At 31.1% G+C, this 24,075-nt stretch carries 15 protein-coding genes and 1 pseudogene; 10 read left to right on the plus strand and 6 right to left on the minus strand.

The features are described 5' to 3' along the window. Positions 1-66: 66 nt before the first annotated feature. Both BN2665_RS07150 and BN2665_RS07155 read left to right on the plus strand, forming a co-directional pair. Positions 67-2,550 carry an ATP-dependent DNA helicase gene (locus BN2665_RS07150; protein ID WP_055666433.1) on the plus strand — a complete coding sequence of 828 codons (2,484 nt, stop codon included), beginning with the start codon at positions 67-69 and terminating at the stop codon, positions 2,548-2,550. Between the two features lie 150 nt (positions 2,551-2,700). Further along, positions 2,701-3,051, plus strand: a complete 351-nt coding sequence (locus BN2665_RS07155; RefSeq protein ID WP_055666434.1) for a four helix bundle protein — start codon at positions 2,701-2,703, stop codon at positions 3,049-3,051. A gap of 182 nt (positions 3,052-3,233) precedes the next feature. Here the strand turns inward: BN2665_RS07155 and BN2665_RS07160 are convergent, their stop codons facing one another. The 3 genes from BN2665_RS07160 to BN2665_RS07170 form a co-directional block, all read right to left on the minus strand. Next, positions 3,234-4,004, minus strand: coding sequence for an EFR1 family ferrodoxin (locus tag BN2665_RS07160; RefSeq protein WP_055666435.1), 771 nt, complete (start codon positions 4,002-4,004; stop codon positions 3,234-3,236). 92 nt (positions 4,005-4,096) lie between these two features. After that, positions 4,097-4,489: a MerR family transcriptional regulator gene (locus BN2665_RS07165; protein WP_242865918.1), complete on the minus strand. Its 393-nt coding sequence runs from the start codon at positions 4,487-4,489 to the stop codon at positions 4,097-4,099. A 6-nt stretch (positions 4,490-4,495) separates the two neighbouring features. Further along, positions 4,496-5,371 (minus strand): aldose 1-epimerase family protein, encoded by an 876-nt coding sequence (locus BN2665_RS07170; protein ID WP_055666437.1) that lies wholly within the window; start codon positions 5,369-5,371, stop codon positions 4,496-4,498. 482 nt (positions 5,372-5,853) lie between these two features. Between BN2665_RS07170 and BN2665_RS07175 the strand changes: the two genes are divergently transcribed. After that, complete coding sequence (locus BN2665_RS07175; RefSeq protein ID WP_055666438.1) at positions 5,854-7,887, plus strand: GGDEF domain-containing phosphodiesterase; 2,034 nt, start codon at positions 5,854-5,856, stop codon at positions 7,885-7,887. Positions 7,888-7,967: 80 nt separating this feature from the next. On the opposite strand, the gene BN2665_RS07180 is transcribed toward BN2665_RS07175, so the two are convergent. Together BN2665_RS07180 and BN2665_RS07185 are read right to left on the minus strand one after the other, a co-directional pair. Further along, positions 7,968-8,228, minus strand: a complete 261-nt coding sequence (locus BN2665_RS07180) for a hypothetical protein (RefSeq protein WP_055666439.1) — start codon at positions 8,226-8,228, stop codon at positions 7,968-7,970. Between the two features lie 204 nt (positions 8,229-8,432). Further along, positions 8,433-9,518, minus strand: a complete 1,086-nt coding sequence (locus BN2665_RS07185) for an LCP family protein (protein ID WP_082435833.1) — start codon at positions 9,516-9,518, stop codon at positions 8,433-8,435. 397 nt (positions 9,519-9,915) lie between these two features. Between BN2665_RS07185 and secA the strand changes: the two are divergent. The 7 genes and pseudogenes from secA to BN2665_RS07220 all read left to right on the plus strand — a co-directional run. Then, a pseudogene (secA, locus tag BN2665_RS07190) lies at positions 9,916-12,258 on the plus strand (preprotein translocase subunit SecA); the annotation flags it as partial. 11 nt (positions 12,259-12,269) lie between these two features. Next, positions 12,270-12,818 (plus strand): acyltransferase, encoded by a 549-nt coding sequence (locus tag BN2665_RS27720; protein WP_055666441.1) that lies wholly within the window; start codon positions 12,270-12,272, stop codon positions 12,816-12,818. A gap of 462 nt (positions 12,819-13,280) precedes the next feature. Then, positions 13,281-16,004, plus strand: coding sequence for a hypothetical protein (locus BN2665_RS07200; RefSeq protein WP_055666442.1), 2,724 nt, complete (start codon positions 13,281-13,283; stop codon positions 16,002-16,004). Positions 16,005-16,604: 600 nt separating this feature from the next. Continuing rightward, positions 16,605-17,402 (plus strand): SLAP domain-containing protein, encoded by a 798-nt coding sequence (locus tag BN2665_RS07205; RefSeq protein WP_055666443.1) that lies wholly within the window; start codon positions 16,605-16,607, stop codon positions 17,400-17,402. Between the two features lie 1,558 nt (positions 17,403-18,960). Continuing rightward, a complete protein-coding gene (locus BN2665_RS07210; RefSeq protein WP_055666444.1) occupies positions 18,961-20,142 on the plus strand; it encodes an SGNH/GDSL hydrolase family protein in 1,182 nt (393 codons plus the stop codon). A 284-nt stretch (positions 20,143-20,426) separates the two neighbouring features. Next, complete coding sequence (locus BN2665_RS07215; protein ID WP_055666445.1) at positions 20,427-21,476, plus strand: acyltransferase family protein; 1,050 nt, start codon at positions 20,427-20,429, stop codon at positions 21,474-21,476. 123 nt (positions 21,477-21,599) lie between these two features. After that, positions 21,600-22,817 carry a hypothetical protein gene (locus BN2665_RS07220; protein WP_055666446.1) on the plus strand — a complete coding sequence of 406 codons (1,218 nt, stop codon included), beginning with the start codon at positions 21,600-21,602 and terminating at the stop codon, positions 22,815-22,817. A gap of 109 nt (positions 22,818-22,926) precedes the next feature. On the opposite strand, the gene BN2665_RS07225 is transcribed toward BN2665_RS07220, so the two are convergent. Beyond that, positions 22,927-24,039, minus strand: a complete 1,113-nt coding sequence (locus BN2665_RS07225; RefSeq protein WP_055666447.1) for an SGNH/GDSL hydrolase family protein — start codon at positions 24,037-24,039, stop codon at positions 22,927-22,929. Between the last annotated feature and the right edge of the window lie 36 nt (positions 24,040-24,075).

Genomic DNA, 24,075 nt, shown 5'->3' on the forward strand with positions numbered 1-24,075 from the left:
AAATTATATGCTATAATTATTAAGAAGAAATAATTTTAAGATTAAGTTTTATTTAACGAGGATATCATGGAAAAAGAAAAATCAAAAATAAATATTTCCGTAAGAGGGCTGGTAGAATTCATAATGAGATCAGGAGATTTAGACAGCAGGTTCATGGGCAGCAGCAGGGCACAAGAGGGTACTAGAATACATAAAAAGCTTCAAAAGTCTAATGAAAAGCTATACTATTCCTATGCCTCTGAAGTTTCCTTAAAGCACAGTATAGAATATGAAGAGTTTCAGCTTTTAGTAGAAGGAAGAGCCGATGGCATAATAACAGATGAAAAAGGTAATATAACCATAGATGAAATAAAGAGTACTCATAGGGATTTATCTTTAATAGATGAGGACTACAATATTCTTCACTGGGCTCAGGCTATGTGCTATGGGTATATTTATGGGTTGCAAAATAATTTGGAAAATATCAAAATACAGGTTACCTATTGTGAGCTGGCTAATGAGCAAGTGAAGAGTCTTATCAGAGAGTTTGATTTAAAGGAACTTAAAGAATTTTTTATGGGCTTAGTAGATAAATACTATGGCTGGGCTAAAGAAAAATTCCTTTGGCAACACCATAGAACTCAATCTATAAAGGAGCTTAATTTTCCCTTTCCAAGTTACAGAAAGGGGCAGAGAGAGCTGGCGGTGGCTGCTTATAAAACCATACAAGAAGGCAAGAAGCTTTTTGCTCAGGCTCCTACAGGCATTGGGAAAACCATATCCACTCTGTTTCCAGCCGTAAAGGCTATGGGAGAAGGCATGGTGTCTAAGATATTCTATCTTACGGCAAAAACCATAACCCGAACTGTGGCGGAAGAGGCAGCCATAAGGCTTAAGAATAGTGGACTACATTTTAGAAATATAACCTTAACTGCTAAGGATAAAATATGCTTCAAATGCACAGGAAAAGACAGAGAAGAAGGAGCTTTAGAGGGAGAGCTAGAAGTAAGCTTAGATATGAACAAACCTAAAGCTTCCTGCACCCCAGAGCATTGTGAGTATGCCAAAGGGCATTTTGACAGAGTCAATAGGGCTTTAGAAGATATAATAAAAAATGAGCATGAATTTACTAGGGATAAAATTGAAGTTTACAGCAAAAAACACCAGGTATGCCCTTTTGAATTCTCACTAGATCTGGCTCTTTGGGCAGACCTGGTTATTTGCGACTATAATTATGCTTTTGACCCCAGAGCCTATTTAAGAAGGTTTTTTGAAAATAATGTTAGCGATGATTATGCCTTTTTAATAGATGAGTCTCATAATTTAGTGGATAGATCCAGAGAAATGTTTTCAGCGGAGCTTTTAAAAGGCAATATATTGAAATGCAAGAAGCTGATGAAGGGAAGAATGCCTTCCTTGTATAAAAGCATTGATAAAATCAATTCTTACTTTATTCAACTAAGACACCTTTGCGAAGAAAAAAATGTTAGCGCTTTAGTGAAGAAGGAAGAACCAGAGGAACTATACCCTATGCTAAAAAATTTTATGAAGGAGTCAGAGGAGTATTTAGTGAAGAATAGGGGTACAGAGGGTTATGAGGACATATTGCAGCTGTATTTTGATATCAATGGCTTTTTAAGTAGAGCAGAGAGCTATGATGAGAGGTTCGTAACTTATATAGATACTGAAAGCAGTGAAGTAAAATTAAAGCTTTATTGTGTGGACCCTTCATTTCTATTAAAGGAAGCTACAGGAAGAGCCAAGGCTGCGGTATTTTTTTCTGCTACCTTAACTCCTATGGAATATTTTAAAGAGGTTTTAGGGGGAGGGGAGGAGGATTATAAGATGAGACTACCTTCACCCTTCCATAGAGAAAATCTCTCTTTAAACATAGTTTCTAACCTATCCACCAGATATGTTAATAGAGAAAGCAGCTATGGAGAAATTGCTAGATACATAAAAGACTTTACTAAAAGCAAAAAAGGAAATTACATGATATTCTTTCCTTCTTATATATACATGAATAAGGTCCATGAAATGTATAAGGAGCTCTTTCCTGATGATCCTTCCCTAGGAGAGAATAGTCAGGAGGCAGAAAAGATTATTTTGCAGGATAATTCTATGACTGAAGAGAACAGAGAAGAATTCTTAAATAATTTCCAAGAAGACAATGATTATACCCTAATCGCTTTTGTGGTTATGGGCGGCATATTCTCCGAAGGTATCGACTTAGTGGGGGATAAGCTTATAGGAGCTATAATAGTTGGAGTGGGTCTCCCTCAAATTTGTTTAGAGCGAAATATAATAAAAGAATACTATGGTGAAAAAAGAGGCCAATTATCTAAGGGCTTTGAATATTCTTATATATACCCTGGCGTGAATAAAGTGCTCCAGGCTGCTGGCAGGGTAATAAGGACTGAGCGGGATAAAGGAGCTGTAGTATTAATAGATGATAGATTTGCATCAAAAGAATATCAGCGATTGTTTCCTGAAGAGTGGAAGGATTTTAACATAATTAAAAGTACTCAGGGGCTAGAAGAAGTTTTAAGAGAGTTTTGGAAAGCCTTTTGATAATTCACAATGCACAATTCACAATGCACAATTAATGTGGATTTTTTCCTAAGAGGAAAAAATCTTTGGAATTTATGGTATAGTCCTTTAGAATATTTTTATTCTTAAAGGGCTATAATTCTTATATCCCGAATTATTAGAGGTAATTGTATGAATTATAATGTTATAGAAATAAAATCCTTTAGTTTTGCAATAAAGGTTATAGCTGTATATAAGTATTTATGTTATGAAAAGAAAGAATTTGTTTTGTCTAAGCAACTTTTAAAATGTGGTACTAGCATAGGCGCTAATGTAAAGGAGGGGTTAAGAGGGCAAACTAAAAGAGATTTTTTAGCTAAAATGAATATTGCTTTAAAAGAATCTAATGAAACAGAATACTGGTTGGAATTGTTAATAGCATCTGGATTTATGGTAGAAAAAGAACTATTAAAAGAGTGTCGAGAAATATGTAGAATATTAAATTCTATAGTAAGCACTACAAAAAGAAACTTAGATATTTAATCAATGCACAGTTAGCACTTAAGAAATGTTTTTTCGCTAGCGAAAAAATAAAAATAATTTTTAATTTTTCTCAGTGCAACTGAGAAAAATATCCTTAATTGTGCACTGTGCATTGTGAATTGTGCATTACAAGGTTAAATAACTATATAAATATTCTTTAGTATTAAAATCTAATATATCCTCTAAACCTTCAGCTCATCAGCCTTAATTCCAGCACATCTATACTGCTTACCATTATGAACATTTATCTTGCCAAAGCTTATTGCTTCTTTAGGACACCAGTTTATACAGCCATAGCAATTTACGCAGTTTTCGCCGAATACCATATTGCCATCAATATTGCTTATGTTTTTGGAAGGGCATAGTTTTTGGCATAGACCACAGTGGATGCACTTTTCAGAGGATACTTTCTTTTTTCCATCCTTTAAATAATATTTCATAGCCATCTTCAAGGCGACAGACATAAAGCTCCATTTAGTAAGTTTGCTATAGCTATCCATATTATTATTTTTATTCAATATATCATAGGATGCTCTAGCTAATATGGTATCTAGCTCTTTAAATCTTTTTTCTATTTCAATATCGGGAGTTTTATAATATATGCTGTTATCGGCTAATTTAACTTCTAAGCCGTAATCTAGTTTAGCTTTCTTACTTCTTAGAAGTTCATCCAAATAAACTATGGTATTTCCAATCTTCTCTCCACAGGTAACAATGGAAAAAATATATTTTACCTTTGATATATCCACCTTTTGTATAAAGTCTTTTACCATAACTGGCACATCAAGAGCATGAGTAGGGAAAACTAATCCCATGACCTCTGAGCTCACAGCATGCTCTCCTTGAAGCTTTGGTATGGAGTAAAGCTTACTGCCAGGAATTCCTTCTGATAGTTTTTTGGCTAGGTACAGGGAGTTGCCTGTTCCAGAAAAATAATAGATGCTTGTTTCCATTAAAAATCTCCTCCATGGATAGTTTATAATCTTTATAAACAGTATAAACCCTGTACTATACTCCATGGTCAAGAGAATCTTAAAGGTTAAAATCAAAGCTTATTCAAATCACAGCATTCTGCAGGCTCTGAAAGCATTGTGTTATTTAACTTTACCAGCAATTTTTTAGTTTCTTTTAGTTCCATGAGTTTTTTGTTAATATCTTCTATTTTATTTTCAACTATTGATTTTATTTCAGTGATATCACAGCCTTCTATTTCCTGGAATAGCTTAGCTAATAGAATTTTAATTTCACTTAGTGAGAAACCATATTCCTTAGCCCTAAGTATAAGTCTAAGCTTTTCTAAATCTCCTTCAGTGTATTTTCTATAACCGTTGATATCTCTTTTAGGAATAGGCAGCAACTGAAGTTTTTCATAATATCTTATAGTCTCTTTATTGATGTCTAATTTCTTAGATAATTCTCCTATATTGTAAGAATCCATCATACTCTATTCTATAATGTGCACCCTATAGCTACAGCTGAATTCTTTTCCTTCAGCTAAACACATTACTCCTTCTCTTTCTCTAAAATCTCCTTCAAAATCTGCATAGTCACCATGACCAAGCCAAGGCTCTATGCAAATAAAGGGAGCACCATTGCCTTTAGACCACAATCCTAACCATTTAAAACTATCGAAATCAACCTTTATAGCTTTATTATTATTCTTGTTTTTCAATGCAATGCTTTTTGATTTTAAATCATAGAAAACCAGAGCATCCTTCTTGAACAAGTCCTCAGAAATATTTATTATCTTTTCTTCCTTTAAATATGGCAATAGCTCTCTTTTAAAATATCCTTCAGAGGTTAAGGTCATAATGGAAGTGCTCTCTTCCTTTTCAAATTCAAAATAATAATCTGACATGGATTCCTCCTTGGACAATGGACAATTAAAGGCAGGATGAGCACCTATGGAGAAATAAATGTCTTTGTTATCCTCATTTATAACTCTATAACTAATCTTAAGGCTTGAAGCTTCAAGGCTATAGATGATTTGAAGCCTAAACTTATAAGGATATATTTTTAAAGTTTCTTCAGAATAGGGAAGCTCGAAAGTAATACTATTAGAGTCCTCAGCTGCCAAATTAAATTCTGAATGACGAGCGAAGCCGTGATTAGTCAAAGGATAAGCCTTTCCTTCTAAAGAATATTGGTTATTTTTAACCTTACCTACTGTAGGAAATAAAGTAGGAGATTGACCACCCCAAAAATTACTATCTCCACACCATAAATATTCTGTGCCAGTGGATTTAGACATTATACTGCTTAGCTCTCCACCCTTGGATTTTACCTTAATACTTAAAAATTCATTCTCTAAACTAAACATAGAAAAACATCCTTTCAAAAAAAGTTCAATAATATACAGCGTAAAAGTTCTAGTACATTCTGACTGAAACATAGTGTAAGAACTTTAATGCAATTTATCTATACAAATATATAATAAATATAAACAAAAGCAAAGTAAACCATAGGAAATAAACATTTCCACCAAAATCTAGTGTAATAACTTTAAGACAATATTAGAGATTAAAAAAGTTTAAAAATTTAGTAGAAGCATGAAAAAATTAAAACACATATTTACATGGTGAACTACACTGAACAGCACAATATTATTGCATAAGATTAATTTACGCAAAATATTATTGAAATATATATAAAATTATATTAAAACAAAGCCTTAAAAAGTAGCAGAAAAAAATAATATTTTTTGTAAAAAAATATCATATTATATTTTACAATCTAATAAAATATGGTAACATAAAATTAGGAAATTTTGCAATTCCTAAGAAAAACGAATGGGGAATACATATGAGGATTTTTTATAGGCCAGGGTTTATTATAGTTTCTATATTAATATTACTTCTAATTGTAGTTCTAATTATTTTTATGGAAATTGTAATACTAAGAAAAAATAATCAAATTGATGAGCTGCTAAAGTTAAAAAATATGCTAAATGAAGAAATTGAGAATAGAAAAGAAGCTGAGAAAAATAGTATGGAGAGCGAAAAAAAGCTTTCTCAAAGCTATCAAGAGCTCTCAGCAGTGTATGAGCAATTAGCCGCAGCAGAACAAGAGTTAAAGCAGCAGATTGCTGAACTAAAAAATCATGAAGAGGCCTTGAAAATTAGTGAAGAAAGATACAAGCTAGCTGTTGAAGGTGCTAACGATGCAATTTTTGAGTGGGATTTTAGAAAGGATTCCTTATTTATATCCGATAAATGGGAGAGCATCTCTGAAAGTGAAAATAATAAAGTTGATGGCATAAGAGATTTTTTGAGAAGTACAGTTTATCATAAGGATTTACCAAAAGTAAAAGAAGATTTAAGAAGTCATATGAAAGGTAAGACTGATTATTTTCAAAGTGAATTTAGAATCTTTACTAAGAGTGGTATATATAAATGGTTAAGGGCCAGAGGAAAAGTGCTGAGGGATGATAATGAGGAAATTTTAAAAATGGCTGGTTCCGTCACTGATATAACGGAAAATAAAGTCATACAAAATAAAATAAATTATATAGCCTACTATGATACTCTCACCACCTTACCTAATAGAGCTAGATTTTTAGAACAGCTTGACAATGCCATAGCGGAAAATGTAGTAAAAAATCATAAAGGTGCAGTAATATTTTTAGACGTAGATAACTTTAAAAAAATAAATGATGTATTAGGGCACGATTATGGTGATGAATTTTTAAAGAAGATAGCTCAAATACTAAAAAACTTCATAAGGCCCACAGACATCCTTGCACGTTCTGGGGGCGACGAGTTTATAATATTGATTCCTAAAATGGAGGATATAAATGAGATCTTAGATTTAAGTGAAAACATAATAAATTACTTCAAAAATCCTTTTATTATAAATAGTAATACCATTTATTCTTCTATAAGCATGGGAGTTTCCATATTCCCTGAGGACGGTATAAATTCAAAGGATATATTAAGAAATGCAGATACTGCCATGTATGAAGCAAAATATAATGGTAGAAATCAATATAGGTTCTTTAATAAAACCATGAGTGAAAATATATTAAGAAAAGATATCATAGAAAGAGGGCTTAGAGAAGCTTTAGAGAAAAATGAATTAATGCTTTACTACCAACCTCAATTAGATATAAAAAATAATAGAATATCTGGCTTTGAGGCACTGATAAGGTGGAAATCTAAAGAGCTAGGATGGGTTTCGCCGACGGAATTCATAGCTATAGCTGAAGAAACAGATCTTATAATTCCTTTAGGAAATTGGATAATAAAAGAAGCCTGTAAACAAATCAAGGTTTGGAAGGATAAAGGCTATGTTTATGACTCCATGGCTATAAATATATCGCCCCTTCAAATACAACAAGAAGACTTCATAAAGGATTTAACCTCTATACTTCAAGAAACAGGCATAAGATCAGAGAATGTAGAGATAGAAATCACTGAAAATGTATTGATGAATCTTTATGATGATAATATAGAATTTCTAAAAAGATTAAAGGATAAAGGTTTTAAAATAGCTCTGGATGATTTTGGTACAGGATATTCCTCCCTGAGCTATTTAAGATTACTTCCTATAAATAAATTAAAAATTGATAAATCCTTCATTGACTTCTTAGAGTCTAATGAAGCGGATAGAGACATAACCGCTGGTATCATAGAGCTTTCTCATAAGATGGGGCTAGAGGTTATAGTGGAAGGGGTAGAAACTCAACAGCAGTTAAATATATTAAAGGCTATGGACTGTGATAGCATACAAGGCTATTATTTCAGCAGACCCTTACCGACAGAGGAAGTAGAAGAGTTTTTAGACAATGTACAATTCACAATGCACAATGCACAATGTACAATGCACAATTTACAATAAAGGTGATTTTTTCTTAGCTGAGCTAAGAAAAAATGGGAAAATAAAAAGCGTGGCTAATTTTCTTAGCCGCGCTTGATTTTTTATTTTACTGCTTTTAGTTTTGAAATATCATTCCAATTCTTTGAAGTTATCATCTCTACTGCTGTAAGGTCTTCTCTGATACCCTTGACTTCTCCTTCAACCCTTGCTACTGCATGATTGAGTTTATCTATTTCAGCTTTATGAACTTCACTTGCATGCTCTAAGGCTTTTAAAATTTGAGTATGCTCATTTAAAATTTGAGTATGTTCATCGAGCTTATTATTCATGGTTTTTAATAGATCTAAAATTTCTTTTTCCATAATCTCACCACCATAAATTTCTATGTCTACATTCTAACATTAACATATATGAATATCAAGTGGGAAATTCTAACACAAAATTCCATAGACCTACTGTATAAATCAATTTTAAATATCATATTTAAAGTTTAAAATTAAAAGCCACGCTAAGCCTTTATGCCTAGCGCAGCTTCATAAAATATACAGTTTACATAAAAGAATCATCTATTTTTTAGGAGCAGGTTTTACATCCTTAAATATATAATCGAATATCTGATTCTTAGTAGCTGTTTCGTCATACTGTAAGTACCAAGTGCCATTGATCGTTTTTCCTTGGCAATAGCCATCCTGAGGGAATCTTTCTTGTTCTATATTTAGTCCAGATTTTAGTACATCGGTACCTAAGGCAATCATTTGACCAGAATCCATACTGGTGGATACATACCCCATTAACTTATTAGCGAGACCTGGTAGTTTTAGAACTCCCGCAGATTTTATCTTGTTAAATAATTGAGTTAAAACCTCTCTTTGCCTTTCAGTTCTGTCAAAGTCTCCATCTCCAGTGGATCTTATTCTGCTATAAGCTACAGCTTGAATTCCGTTTAAGTGTTGCATTCCTGTTTTAGTTACTGTAGGTACCTTTGATACTTTCTTTATACCAGAGATTTCTCTTATATAAAAATTGATGTTATAAGGATTCTTCTCGCTTAGCTCATCAGCCTTGATATTAATATCTATACCGCCAAGAGCATCCACTATATCTGCCATATTTCCAAAATCTACGGATACAAAATCTTTTATATTTAAGCCAAAGTTTTGATTTAAAGTCTTTATAGTAAGCTGAGGGCCGCCATAGGCATGAGCATGATTTAGTTTATCTCTTCCATGGCCATCTATCTTTACATAGGAGTCTCTCATCACGGATATCATTTTTATTTTTTTATCTTTCTTATCTATGGATACTATCATGGTAGAGTCAGAACGACCAGGATCATCCTTTTCTTGCTTGTCTATACCTAGAAGAGCAATATTAACAATATCTTCTCCACCGACTTCGTCAATTTTCTGTTCAGTATCTGTATCTATCCCAGTACCTTCCTTAGTCCTATCTATTATATGTGTTTTAATCTTGCCAAAGGTGTTAGCTAAATAAAAACCTCCAGCGCCTACTGCAAAAAGCAGACAAAATACTAATGTAAGTACAATTATTCTTAAGATCTTCTTTTTCTTTTTTCTTTTAGGTTTATTACTTTGATTATTAGAATTTCTGTTACTAGGAGTAGTCTTATTATATCTATCCATTCTAGCCATATTTTTAAACCTCTTTCAATTAAAATTAAATTTATGTATAAGTTGCAAAAATCTAAGTACATTTCTTTAGCTTCAAAATTCCTAGGGTCGAACCTTTTAAGTGGTGAAATTTTCAAGCTAAGAAATGTAAGATTTTTATTGCAACTTATATATCTATAACTTTATATATTATACTATTTTTAAAAATATAAATAAAGTTTTTGACAGCATTTTTACAAATTATTATCATTAATTTCGTGGACAGTCTTTTTTAAATATTCTATAATATAAAATAGCGACTTTATAAAGATACCTACAATATATACGGATATTATAAAATAAAGTACCATTTAAATAAATAAATTTTGAATTAATTCACAATTAGTGAGCAGTGTAAATTGAAGAAGGGGAAAAAATTATGGATATGCTAAAAAAGTTATTTGGAGATTATAATACAAGAGAAATAAAAAAATTGTCGGCTACTGCTGAACAAATATTATCCTTGGAGACTTCCATGGAAAAACTCAGCGATGAGGAGCTTAAAAATAAAACAGAGTATTTTAAAGAAAGATTATCAAAGGGAGAAACCTTAAATGATATATTAGTGGAAGCTTTTGCTGTAGTTAGAGAAGCCGCAGGAAGAACTCTAAACATGAAGCATTATAAAGAACAGCTCATGGGTGGTATAGTGCTCCATCAGGGAAGAATTGCAGAAATGAAGACTGGAGAAGGTAAGACCCTAGTAGCTACTTTACCTACCTATCTTAATGCTTTAGAAGGAAAAGGAGTCCATGTAGTTACAGTAAATGATTATCTTGCCAATAGAGATAAGGAGGAAATGGGACAAGTATATGGCTTCCTAGGATTAACCACTGGAGTTATATTACATGACTTAAAGCCTGACCAAAGAAAGCAGGAGTATAACTGTGATATAACCTATGGGACTAACAGTGAGTTTGGCTTCGACTATTTAAGGGACAATATGGTTATGGCCAAGGAAGAAAAGGTGCAAAGACCTCTGCACTTTGCCGTAGTGGATGAGGCAGACTCCATATTCATTGACGAAGCAAGAACTCCTCTTATAATTTCAGGACAAGGAGCAAAGGCCTCAGAGCTATATAGAGTAGCAGATTTTTTTGTAAAAACCCTTAAAAAAGATGAAGACTACGAGGTAGATGAGAAAACAAAGGCAGTAATGCTTACAGAACAAGGTGTGGAAAAGGCTGAAGACTTTTATAAGGTAGAGGATTTTACTATAACAGATAACTTTTCCATACAACACCATACAGTTCAAGCGCTAAAGGCAAACTATGCTATGAGAAATGGTGTGGACTACATAATAAGGGATGGAGAGGTACTCATAGTGGATACCTTTACGGGTAGAGTTATGGATGGAAGAAGATTCAGCGATGGTCTTCATGAAGCCATAGAGGCAAAGGAAGGGGTTAAAATAAAAGAAGAATCTCAAACCCTTGCCACTATAACCTACCAGCATTATTTTAAGCTATATAAAAAGCTATCTGGTATGTCTGGAACAGCTAAGACAGAGGAAAATGAATTTAGAGAGGTATATAATCTAGACGTAGTGGTTATACCTACCCATAAGCCTATAAGAAGAGTAGATAGTGAAGATAAAATATATAAAACAGAATTAGGAAAATTTAAAGCTATAGTAGAAGAGATTATTGAAACTCATAAAATAGGTCAACCTGTACTGGTAGGAACTGCATCTATAGAAAAATCAGAGCTTCTATCTTTCATGCTAAAGAAGAGGGGCATTCCTCATCAAGTGCTAAACGCAAAGCACCATAAAAGAGAGGCTGAAATAGTAGCTCATGCTGGAGAAGTAGGCATGGTAACCATAGCTACCAACATGGCAGGTAGAGGAACGGACATAAAGCTTGGAGAAGGGACTATAGAATTAGGAGGCCTTAAAGTAATAGGTACTGAAAAACATGAAGCAAGAAGAATAGATAATCAGCTCAGAGGACGTTCTGGACGTCAAGGAGATGTAGGAGTATCCCAGTTCTACATTTCCTTAGAAGATGAGATAATAATAAAATACCTAGCAGACAGAGAAGAAAACCCTTTTGATAAAATAAAAATAGAAACAGAAGGTCCGATAGAGATTAAAAAGGTAAAGGATATAGTAGAAGCGGCACAAAAGATAGTGGAGTCTGATAACTTTGGTACAAGAAAGAATTTAATTAAGTATGATGACACCATGAATAAGCAAAGAGAAGTAATCTATGCGGAAAGAGATAAGACTGTAGAGACGGAGGATATAAAAGAATATATCCGTTCCATGATTAACCAGGTGGCAAATAAAGAAGTTGATGAAAGATATAAGGAAGATAAAAAGCTTAAGAGTCAATCCATAGAGGATATAGCAGACTACTTTAATAGCCTAGTTCATTTTAAGGATAAACTAATAAAGGATGAGTTATTAGCCTTAGGCTTAAAGGATATTAAGGAATATATAGCTAATAAAGTATTAACTATATATGAAAGAAAAGAAAAGTTATATAAAGAAAACATAAGAAGCATAGAGAAAGCCATACTTCTTAAGGTAGTAGACCAAAAATGGATAAACCATCTTCAAAACATGGAGCACTTAAAGCAATATATAGGCCTCCATGCCTATAAGCAAAAGGATCCTGTGGAGGACTATAATCTAAGAGCAGGTATAATGTTTGATGATATGATCTATAATATAAAGTTAGATACTGTTAAATTCTTATTAAATTTAAGAGAAGAAAAAGAGGAGTAATCATGCTGAAAAACATTAAGGAATTTGTTTTTTGGAAGCTTAGAGGGGAAATTCCTCTAAGTGCTTATTTAAAGAGAGGGTTAAAGGTAGGAAAAGACTTTTCTATGGAGCCAGGCTGCAGCTTAGACTATTCCCATTGCTGGCTCATTGAAATAGGTGATGAGGTCACTCTAGCCCCTAAGGTACAAGTTCTAGTTCATGATGCCTCTACTAAAAGAGCCTTAGGCTATGCTAAAATAGGAAGGGTAACCATAGGTTCTAGGGTATTCATAGGAGCAGGAGCCATAATACTGCCCAATGTTACCATAGGAGATGATGTGATAATAGGAGCAGGAGCAGTGGTTAACAAGGATGTGCCTAATGATAGCATAGTAATAGGCAACCCTATAACCACAGTAGGAAAAACTTCTTATTATATGGAAAAGCATAGAAATAATATGAAGGTATTGCCTACATTTGATGAAAGCTATACTGTTAGGAAAGATGTTAATGAAGAAAAGAAAAAGGAAATGAAAGAATTATTAAAAAATCAAATAGGATACGTGGAATAATGCACAATTCACAGTGCACAATGAAGGAGAGTTTTTCTCAGCGAGCTGAGAAAAACTCTTTTTGCTTTTTTGATTTTTTCGCTTTGCGAAAAAATCATTTCTTAATTATTCATTGCAAAATGGCTTTTTTATTTTTAAAAATAAATTTTCATTAAAAATCATTAAGTTTTAAAAATTTTTTTTGGTTAAGGAGGATTTTTTTGAACTTCGTAGAATATATATGAGAAAGAGAAAACATATGGTATGCGTATATTTTTAGAGGAAATACAGTAAATAATAAGGCTCTTTAGTAAATTTTAATAAAAAAGTTCTTGCAAGTCGGGACAAGCTTTATTATAATATGTATGTATATAGAAATTATATGTATTACTATATAAAAAAGTAAATACATGGGATAAATGTATTTGCAAGTTAGGAATACAAATTAAAAATCAAAATATATCTCTAGGAGGGGAATTTTCAATGAAGAAAAGCACCAAAAAATTCACAAGCACATTCTTGGCTGCTGCTTCTGTTGCAGGGGTTGTAGTACCAGCAACTCAAGTATTTGCTGAGGAAAAAATGACTTTAGAAAGAGCGAAAGAGCTTATCGCTTACGCTAACAAAGAAAAGAATTTTGCTGAGTTCAACATAGCTTATGCTGCAATTCTTGAATTAAAATTAGATGAAGCTAAACAAAACGAATTATTAGCTCAATTACCAGCTTGGAACGATGTTGTAACTCCAGATGTTCAAAAAGGATTAGATATGATAGTAGCTCTTTCTAAGAAATTAGAATTAAGAGAATACGATACTACTGAAGCATATCTTAGAAAAGAAATTAAGAATGCAAGAAATATGCAATATCTTTTAGGAGAATTAACTAGCTGGGGCAGAAGAGGTGTTTACACTGAAGATGTTACAGTAGCAGTTGATTCTATAGTTAAGGTATGGACTGATAAAACAGAAGCTTCTGAAAAAGCTGCTAAAGAAACTATAGCTAAAGTTAAGAATGCTAACAATGTAGCATACTTAAATGAACAATTAGCTGAAGCAAGTGAGAAAGTAGTTAGAGAAGTTAAAATTGATTCTGTAACTGCTACTAAGTCTAATACAGTAAAAGTAACATTTAACACTCAAGTTAAAGATGTTGATTTTACAAATTTTGATGTAAATGGTGGATTAACAGTTGTTAAAGCAACTCTTTTATCTGACAATAAAACTGTAGAGGTAGAAGTTAATAATAACTTTACCAGAAATCAAGAGTATGTATTAACTGCATCTAACATATCAAATCTATCCGATGTAGTTTCTGGAGATTTAACAGGGAAATTTACATGGAGTGTTGAAGAGGGAGTAGTTGTTTCACTTAAAAAAGGTTCTCTTAATAAAGGAGAAAAATCTGGTGTAAGTGTAAAAGATGAAAGCGGAAAAGATATTGCTGGAGCACAGGTTTCATTAGAATCATCAAATAACAATATAATAACTACTGCAGGAACTACTATTGCAGATGCTGAAATAACTGCAATTAATGAAGGAAGTGCTGACATAACTGTAACAGTTACTTTACCAGATGGAACAGTTCTTACAAATACATTTAAAGTAACAGTTAATGTATCACCAGATCAAGTTGTTAATCAAGGTTATACATTAGTAGATGCTATAACTGATGCTCCTGAAAATACTGTAGAGTTTAATAATGGCGATAAAGCAACATCAATGTATGCTCAAGAAATTAAATATGTTGCAATGTATAATACTACAAATGGTGATCCTGAGACAAAACATGTTGATTTTACAGATGCAACAGTTCGTTCCTTAAATCCTATTATTGCAACAGCTGCTGTAAGTGGATCAGAGTTAATTGTTACAGCTAATGCAGGACAAGCAGGAAAAGCTTCATTTGAAGTAACTTTTAAAGACAAAACTAAGAGAACTTTCTCTGTAGATGTTAAAAAGGAAAAGGTTCTTACAGATATTTATGTAGATACAACTACTGTAAAGCTTTCTGATGAAACCAAAGCTACAACAGCAACTGAAGGCGTTAATGAAAAAACAGTTAATTTTAAATTGTATGATCAATATGGCAAATTAATTGCTAAACCAACTGAATTCGGTAAAATTACTGTAACTACAAACACTGATGGACTAGTTCTTACCGGTGTTAACGGCGATAATACATTAGATGTGGCACCTGCTGGAACAGCAAGCTTCAAAATTACTTCAACTAAAGATAAAATTGTTAGTGGACGTGTTGAAGTTAAGTATTTCAAAAATATTACTGATACAAAACCAACATCAACAAAAACTATTAATGTAACTGTAGTAGATGTAAATTTAGCTACTGCTATACCTACATCTTTAGATATAGCAGTGCCTAGTGAAATTGATGCTAATGCAGATCACACAGCTATAGCAGATTATAAGGACATTAAATTTACATCATTGACTGCATTTGTATTAGATCAAAAGGGTAATCGTATTGATGCTGTTGCTCCTTCAAGTGCAGTAGCAAAAGATACTTTAAAAGCATCTGATTGGATAGAAGTAACTGCTGATACATTACAATTTAAAACTGATGCACTTACATTTATGAGTGCTCCTGGTTCAGTAAATGTTAATGTTACAGCTAACGGAATTACTAAAACTATACCGGTTAAATTCAAGAATTCTGCGTTAGTGCCTCATAAAGTAACAGTGGATGCTAAACCTGTAGCTATTAAATTAGCTTCTACAGATACTAATATTTCTTTTGAAGAAATTCTATTTGGTAAGATTGATAAAGATCAATTAATTGAAGATACAGATATGTCTGCATTTATAGCTGTTAAGAAAGCTGCTAAAAATGGTGGATATAAGTACAATAAATCATTAATTACTGTATCTGATATCAATAATAAGGTTATTTCAGCAGGTGCTAATCTTTATGGAATACCTTCAACAACAGCAACAGGAAATATATGGAACACAGAGAGCTACTTTAGCGCTAATGGATTCGACGTTGACTTCTCTATTGCTAACTGGGTTCATTCAGGAAATGTTGCTGCCCCAACAACAGCTAATTTAACTGATACAGTTGCTGTTACTGCTGGTCAAGCAGCTACTTTCACTTTAGTAATTAAATCTATTAAGGTTGCTGGTGATGCAAGTGATGATGCAAATTTACTAGCAGCTCCTGTAACAATCAATGTTACAGTAACTAAATAATTACTATAAATATGTAGAATATGAAAAAACTCTGTAGTGTAAATCTCTACAGAGTTTTTTTATATGGTTAGCCTTTGCTTAAGATCAATTTAAATAAAGAAATTTACTTATTACAAAGATATCTCGTATAAAAATGTATTTTATTCGTAATTTCATATACTTAGTTTACTACTGATTATTATACTGATATAATATTAATATAAAATACGTAGATCTTAATTGAGAAATTAATTTAGTTTGATTTTAGATGTTTTTTCAAGAAGTGTAAATCCGTAATATTACATATGATACGAGTAACTTCTGAAGGGAAATTTAACTTTTTAAAAATAGAAATTTTACTAATTGAATGTATGTTTTTCTATACATAGTATAAGCAAAGATTAAAATAATGATTTTGATAATTTTCATATATCTTCTATTTAGTAGGTTTTAATAAAGTTAGTATTCATAGATTTCTTGAGAAATAATTAATGAAAAGTATTTAAGAAAGATGTTTTATATATCTTTATATATAATAATATAATTTAAATTTATGAATAACGTTTTATAGAGAATATGACCATATCAAAATGTCATAACTATATTACACGAGGTGAAATAATGGATAATAAATTGTTTAAAATATCTTATGATAAGAATGACTTTGGTACTATATCTAGATTAGCTGAACAAATTTTAAGAGAAGAGATTGATAATCTTCCTGAAATTAATAATGGAGATGTGAACTTCTATACGATGTATTTATATGATTTAGATGATAAAATTGAGGCTAGAGTACTAATAAGAAATGCAATGGAAAATCAAATTAATTTTAAGCTTTTAAATATGGGAATTGTAGATGAAAATAATGAATTAGTTCTTACTCAGACTATGGACTTAACTAGTATGCTTCCAATACCATCTATGCATGTGAGAGCTTGTAATATATATTTTGATAAAAAAAATCTTAAAACAGGAACAATAGTTAACGAAAAGTTTAAAGTAGCAATAGTGCAAGACGATATTAAGATTGCTGTTTCCAAACAAACGAAGCTTGATATAATAGATAAAAATCTTAATAACGATGAAAGAACTTTAGTAAAAGGTTATATTAAAACTATGCCCCTTATGATAAAGGATCAGATTTCTGTTAATACATTTAAAAAGGTTACTGATGAGAATAAGATAAGTTATGTAATATTATTAATAACTAATACTTATGATGAGGATGCAGAATTAGGAGAATTCAAACTACTGCTTAATAATCATATAAATATACCTCAAGCAATAAAAAGGGTAAAAGAGGGCATCAGGCTTAAGGCAAACACTACTTCGGCCTTTAAATTTATTATTGAAAAAGAAGATATAATTAATCCAGTATTTGATATTAAAGTTTGTAACGCCACAATAGAAGCTTAATAATGAAAGAATCTTCAAAAACGTATTTATAATAGATTCAAAATGATTTATTGACTTATAGGCATTTTGAGAATTAGTTGATTGCATCTAGTAAAATAAATACATAAGCAAATAAACACTTTTAATTTGTGAAAGTACTGAATATAAATTAGTTTTATCTGAGTGAATGAAGTAAAAACTAGTCTTACTACTAAGGCTAGTTTTATACTATTAAGAGGAAATTTAGCATTATTTCTATAGCTTATTATGCTAATAGTTATCAGAAAAGTGTCTAGTAGAATTTTAAAGGGTGATTTTATAATTTATTTGTCATTAGAGATTTATAGCTTTTTTATTTTGTGCATACTAGTGAAATAAAGGCTACATTGAATGAATTTAGTACCATAAGCTTAAAAAGATCGGGGAACTTATAAAAATGTAAATCTTAACTTTAACTCTAATTGTAAATAGCACAATAAATAGAGAATATTTAATGAATAAACTATTTGTATTATTAATGAACATCAGCTTTTGTTTTTTTATTCCTGCTTAGTTTGTACTAGCTTTATTTATTAAATATTTAGTAGTAACTAGAATTTCATTTAGTTTCTTATTTTGGTATATATAGTAATAGCGAAGGTGAAAAAACGTTAATGCCTTAAGAGTTGTTCTTTACGAATACTTTCATAAAGAAAATAAATATTGAATAGTATATGTGATGCCTTAAGTAGTAGTACTTATAGTTTTTCTGGTATTTGGGAAAAAGTTAAAGATATTTTATAAGAGAGCGCAATAATGCCTTCTTTTTAAATGTACGCTCAGCATGAGTGACGGCCTAGTGAAGAAAATTCACTGTAGAGAAGATAGCATTAATAACTAGCCTATGGTAAGGATAATTACTGTGAACTGAAATCTGAAGAAAGCTCGCAGTAAAACTCTGATTTGAGGAGTACGAATTATGTACAAGGTTTGCTTAAACAGGAGAGTTTGTACTACGAAATCAAGTCCTATATTATTCGAGGGTTTAAGTAGTAAATGTGCTAGATATATGTAGGGAAAGCAGTCACTCTTACCTAGAAGGATTTTATAGATAAGTTATGGAAAGATGAATTTTATATATTGATGTATAGTGAACTATGAGAAGTCAGAGAAAAAGTACATAGAATACTACAGTAACATCAAAAGTAGAAACTAATGCATTGCAATACGATACATTGGAAAGAACTTTGTCAATGGAAAATATGACAAGGGCACTTAAAATTGTAAAGAACAAGTTATATATAGAAAATATATCTGGTAAAAATAAGTGTAAATTGAATATTTGGTGTAATAACTAAGATAATAACACAATTTCTTATGATAAAATGAGCAAATTTTTGAGCATTGTTTTATCTAAATAATCCTTAAGGTAATGACATTAGATATAAGAAGATATATAGATAAAATAATATTTATAAGCATCGTATATAACACTAATATGGATTATACATAAAATATTGTGCATAATGTATATGTAAAATTATCATGGATAATCATACCAAATGAGATGCACTCTTATTATAGAAATGAGGACTTTAAAATGATAAACAAATTAAATAAAACTACATTTAAAATATGTATATTGCTTTTATTTTTTATAATTACAATATCTAGATTAGAAATTAACATTGCTTTCGCCAAGGAGGAGATGAACAGTCCAAGCTACTTAGCTATGCAATATATTAATAATATAGAAAGTGATGAAGATGGGCAACTGGTCTATTCCTTTAAACACTATAATTTAGCAGAAAGCTATCTTTCAAAGGTAACTGATGCAGAGGTAAAAAATAAGTTGCAGTTTCAGCTTTATAGCTATGCACCAAGGGTATTTAATGAAGAACTCATAAAGACATTAAAGGAGTTTACCACTCTTTATTATAGAAAAGACATAGGGACTTATGAGAACATAGCTACAAATTTGATTCCTAAGTTAGAAAATAAGGTGGACAAGGAGTATCTATTAGAAGAGCTATATAATTATGGACAGATTCATGTATATAGTCCTGAAGTAATAGCCTCAATTAATGCTGTGAGCAGGGCTTGGGAAGATGAAGCTTATATTCCAAAGGCGGAGGAGATTGTTGTTAATGAACTATCATACAAAAATCTTTGGAGCATGTGTTATTTTCAAAACCAGTTAAACATGATAAAGGCTAAGCTAAATAATGATAAAGAGAAGATATTGATTATAGGAGACTCCTTAAGCCTTGGTATGGGTGCTGTATATGATGGAAAGGATCCTTTAACTACCTTAGAAAGGGTTTGGTGGAGAAATCTTGATCAGGACAGGTTCCAATTCTCCTTTACAGCTATAGGTGGCATGGGTGTTATACAACAGGGACTAATGAATAATATAGCTTCTGAAAGAGCCATAGATATGGTTAAATATGCTGAAGCTACCACTGAAGTGAAGAAAGACTACGATAAGGTAATTATTGCTTTGAGCACTAATGATAACTGGTATTTAGGCAGCGATTATAAGCTTGCTTTAAGAGAATTAGTGGATTATATAAAAAATAATTACAAAGTAAAAGAATTCATATTATTAAATTTCTATGCTCATGAAAATGAGATGAAGGAAGTAGCAGAAGAAACAAATTCAAAATTCCTAGATGTAGACATGTCTAAAATAAGCAAGTTTAATACTGAAATAGATGATTTTCATCCTTCAGCAGAAGGATATAGTCAGATAGCAGAATTATTACGGGATCAGATAAGATGAGTCAACAAATGAAAGAAATCTAAGTTTTCATTCGAGAATTGGCAAAGAATTGTACTAAATAAGGTGGAAGAAAACTATAAAGATATTAAAGTAAGTGTACAAGCCATAAGTAGTAAAAGTATTGCATGTATAAATTTAGAATAAACAAAGAGCTATCTCAGAATAGGAAAATTATTTCTAGCAGAGATGGCTTTCTTTTATTTATACAATTTTATGGAATTATTGCTATATGTTATAGTATAATGTTAAAGAGTTATGCTTAATACCACCCAGGAGGATGAACTATGCAAAACAATCAAATGACAATATTAAAGGCCTTAGGCATTATTTTAGTAGTAATGGGACACGTGTATAGTCCTTTTAAGCTATTTCCGCCCTATTCATTCCATATGGCATTATTTATATTTATCTCAGGATATTTTTATAATACTAAATATGAAGAAAATATTTTAGGGTACATAAAAAAGAAATTTAAATCTATGGTTATTCCTTATTTTGCCTATAATCTTTTTTACTTAATAATAAATTATTATCATTTTAAATATTATCAGTATATCCCAGCGGATTTATTCTCTTTTAAAAGGTTTTTTATTATGCCTTTCATAAATGGTCATCAGTACTTGTTTTTTATTCCAGCTTGGTTTGTGCCTGCTTTATTCATCATACAAATCACCTTTATAGTATTGCATAAGTACATTAGCAAATTTATAAAGTCACCTTATATTATATTTGTATTGTATTTAGTTTTGGCTTTATTAGGCATTGAATTAGCCATTAGAGGCAAGAACCAAGGGATATATTTAATAATTATTAGAACATTATTTGGATTTTTCTTCTATTACTTAGGTCTTCTTTACAAAACCAAATTAGAGGCTAGAAATATTTTTACTTTTAGAAATTTAGCATTAGTGCTTATTATGCAGCTATTAATAGTTTATAAATTTAAAAGCATTACTTATGGACTTGCCTTGGGATATTTCCCTAAGGTTAGGATGCTGCCTATTATAACCAGTATTACAGGGATATATGCTTATACCTATCTGTCCATTATTTTAGAAAAATATTTAAAATATAAAAAATTATTATATACCATTGGTCAGAGCACTTATAGCATTATGGCAAATCATTTTTTTGCTTTTTTATTGATAAACTTAGTCTTTGTTAAGATAAAAAATATCGACGCCATGAATATAGTTATTTCAGAGTATTTTTACAATTTAAAGATCTATTGGCCAGTATATGTTATATTAGGCATAGCATTGCCAACATTATTTTCAGTATTTGCTAAAAAATTAAAGATAAGTAAAGGAATATTTAGTAAAGACGATAAATAAATAGACAATATAGTATAATAAGCCTAAACTAACTGTAATGACATACTGTTAAATGTGGTATATTTGACTATATTAAAAGTTAATTATATAATCATATCATAAGTTTGAAATGGAGGTATAAAAATGAAAAACATTAAAAAAATAGTAGCATTAGCTCTAGGTGGAGTGATGTCTCTAGGATTATTCACTGGATGTTCTAAAGATAGTATGGATTTGTACAAGGCTTTTAGTAAGTCTCAGAGCGTAACTTCCATGACCACTAAAACTGATATGACTTTAAAAGTGTCTGCTCAAAATTTATCGGCTCAAGAAAAGCAAGTAGCTGACAGCATTATACCAATGATAAATAATTCTAGTATTAGCATGACTACAAAAACCAATCAAAATAAAGAGAAAACAAAAGCTCAGGTTCAAAGTGATATAAAAATGAACATAGCTAATATGCCTTTGGACATGGCTCTATGGATGGACACAGATTTAACTGGAGAACAATTGAAGTTAAAGGAGATAGTAAAGCTTCCATCAGCTCTTATGCAGTCTGCACCAGAAGAGTTTAAGGGCAAGGAATATCTATATATGGATTATAAGGACATAGCAAATATTCCTGGAGCAGGTACACCAGACTTTAAAAAGGTTACTGAATTTAGCAAGGACCTTCAAGAAAAATTAGTAAAGTTTATAAGCAAATATGCAATGCAATTTAATCCTAAAACAGAGGTAATAGCTTATAAAGGTCCAGAATTTATAACTCAACAAAGAGTGGCACAATTAGCTAAGATATATGAAATAAAATTAGACGATAAGGGATTTAAAGAATTATTAAGGTATACTGTTAACAATTTTGCTCAAAACAATGATGTATTGGAATTTATTAAGGAATATATGAATTCATCTCTTCAATTTGCAGGATTACCAGAAGAAGAATTAAATAAGGCAAAAGAAGAAATGGACAAGGCTTTCCAAGCCTATGAAAAGAACCTTCCTCAGTTTGTAGAAAAAATAAATGCAACTTTTGACGGCATTAAAGATATAAAAATCCTTGGAGAAAAAGGAATAGCTATTCAATATGCGGTAGGTTCAGACGGCTATATAATCAATGAAAAAGGTGTAGCTGATTTTGTAATTGATCTTTCTCAGTTAGACAAATTAAACGCAAAGGCACAGGAAAACGGGGCAGAAAGGCTTGCAGGAGTATATAACTTCACTCTAGAGTTCAATAGCGACATTTATAACATAAACGAATATAATGATATACAATTACCAGAGTTAAATGAAAAGAATTCCGTTAATTATATGGAATTGATAAATACTATGGTTTCAGGATTACAAAAGCTTGATTAAGTGTTAGCTTTAACAAAAGGTTAGCTCGTAAAATAAAATATAAAAAAGAGAACAGTAAAATTGCTGTTCTCTTTTTAGTATAAATGAAGATTTAACATTTATCGTATAATTAAAGATAATCTTTTAAAATTTTATAAATTTCCTCTTGTCCTCTTGAAGAAGGATGAATATTATCTATATTAGTATCATATTTGTTTATTCTATCCATGTTTATGTCTATAAAGATTCCTCTATATAACTTGGAAACTTTCTCCATTACGTCTTCGAAATTATGAAAATTAACAAATAACAATTGATTTGAGCTATAGTTATTTTTTATATAGTTCACTAACTCCATTAAGGCCCTTTCATATTCCTCACTAGAGTAAGTCACATCGTTAGTACTTAAGGCTATAATAATTTTGTTATAAACTTTAGAAGGGGTACTAGCAGATTCAATAAATTTTACAAGCTCTAATCCACTTGTCATACCGCTGTTCAATACTCCTATGCCTCCTACAGCCATGGTAGAAAACTCGTACTTAGAGTTAAGGAATTTATTCCACCATGCATCTTGAACTTTTGTGATAGGCTTTTTATTTAAATAATCTGCACCTATGCCTAGAGTTATTGAATCTCCAATTATTAGTATTTGCTCCTTTTCTTTATTCTTAGCTTTTATCATATTAAGCTGTCCTTGTAAATAAGCCATGTTCCATGGGTTTTCATCACTAAGTTTATTAATTATATTTTGCTCCGCCTCTTTTATATAATTTTTGTTTATCCAAGCTCTATCTATGGACTGTAGTGCATACAAAAGATTTTTAGTAAATATACGCTTTTTTCCATAGTCAACTAATTGTTCTTTTAAATAACTTCTATCTTCTTCTGATTTTACGCCATCTAATACATAGGTTCTCAGTACTTCATAGGACCATAGGTCGTTTTTAGCCCAAAGCTCACCAAGCCAATATAAGGCATCTTTGATATCTTGAGTATAAACTTTTGAGCTGTATATACCAAGCTTAGTTTGAAGCTTTCTTTTTAAATGCTCATCTGAAATACTTCCTATTTTAGCTTCAGCTAGATTATAATATTTAAAGGAATTGGTTGTTTCTACTATATCGATATAATTATTTATAACCATATAATCTCTTGGGCTTATTTTAGGGATAAGATTTATAATAATGAGAGCTACTATAGATAAAAATAAAATTATATTTTGCTTTAATATTCTTTTCATAATTGCTAAAATTCTCCTATTAAGTAAAAAATCTAA

It is taken from the genome of Desnuesiella massiliensis (assembly GCF_001403615.1).
GTDB lineage: Bacteria > Bacillota > Clostridia > Clostridiales > Clostridiaceae > Desnuesiella > Desnuesiella massiliensis.

Excerpts from the sequence above, each read along its gene's own strand:
- BN2665_RS07210 (WP_055666444.1), top strand. The coding sequence starts at position 18,961 with ATGATAAACAAATTAAATAAAACTACATTTAAAATATGTATATTGCTT.
- BN2665_RS27720 (WP_055666441.1), top strand. The coding sequence starts at position 12,270 with ATGCTGAAAAACATTAAGGAATTTGTTTTTTGGAAGCTTAGAGGGGAA.
- BN2665_RS07205 (WP_055666443.1), top strand. The coding sequence starts at position 16,605 with ATGGATAATAAATTGTTTAAAATATCTTATGATAAGAATGACTTTGGT.
- BN2665_RS07165 (WP_242865918.1), bottom strand. The coding sequence starts at position 4,489 with ATGGATTCTTACAATATAGGAGAATTATCTAAGAAATTAGACATCAAT.
- BN2665_RS07155 (WP_055666434.1), top strand. The coding sequence starts at position 2,701 with ATGAATTATAATGTTATAGAAATAAAATCCTTTAGTTTTGCAATAAAG.
- BN2665_RS07175 (WP_055666438.1), top strand. The coding sequence starts at position 5,854 with ATGAGGATTTTTTATAGGCCAGGGTTTATTATAGTTTCTATATTAATA.
- BN2665_RS07170 (WP_055666437.1), bottom strand. The coding sequence starts at position 5,371 with ATGTTTAGTTTAGAGAATGAATTTTTAAGTATTAAGGTAAAATCCAAG.
- BN2665_RS07200 (WP_055666442.1), top strand. The coding sequence starts at position 13,281 with ATGAAGAAAAGCACCAAAAAATTCACAAGCACATTCTTGGCTGCTGCT.
- BN2665_RS07215 (WP_055666445.1), top strand. The coding sequence starts at position 20,427 with ATGCAAAACAATCAAATGACAATATTAAAGGCCTTAGGCATTATTTTA.
- BN2665_RS07220 (WP_055666446.1), top strand. The coding sequence starts at position 21,600 with ATGAAAAACATTAAAAAAATAGTAGCATTAGCTCTAGGTGGAGTGATG.
- BN2665_RS07225 (WP_055666447.1), bottom strand. The coding sequence starts at position 24,039 with ATGAAAAGAATATTAAAGCAAAATATAATTTTATTTTTATCTATAGTA.
- BN2665_RS07180 (WP_055666439.1), bottom strand. The coding sequence starts at position 8,228 with ATGGAAAAAGAAATTTTAGATCTATTAAAAACCATGAATAATAAGCTC.
- BN2665_RS07150 (WP_055666433.1), top strand. The coding sequence starts at position 67 with ATGGAAAAAGAAAAATCAAAAATAAATATTTCCGTAAGAGGGCTGGTA.
- BN2665_RS07185 (WP_082435833.1), bottom strand. The coding sequence starts at position 9,518 with ATGGCTAGAATGGATAGATATAATAAGACTACTCCTAGTAACAGAAAT.
- BN2665_RS07160 (WP_055666435.1), bottom strand. The coding sequence starts at position 4,004 with ATGGAAACAAGCATCTATTATTTTTCTGGAACAGGCAACTCCCTGTAC.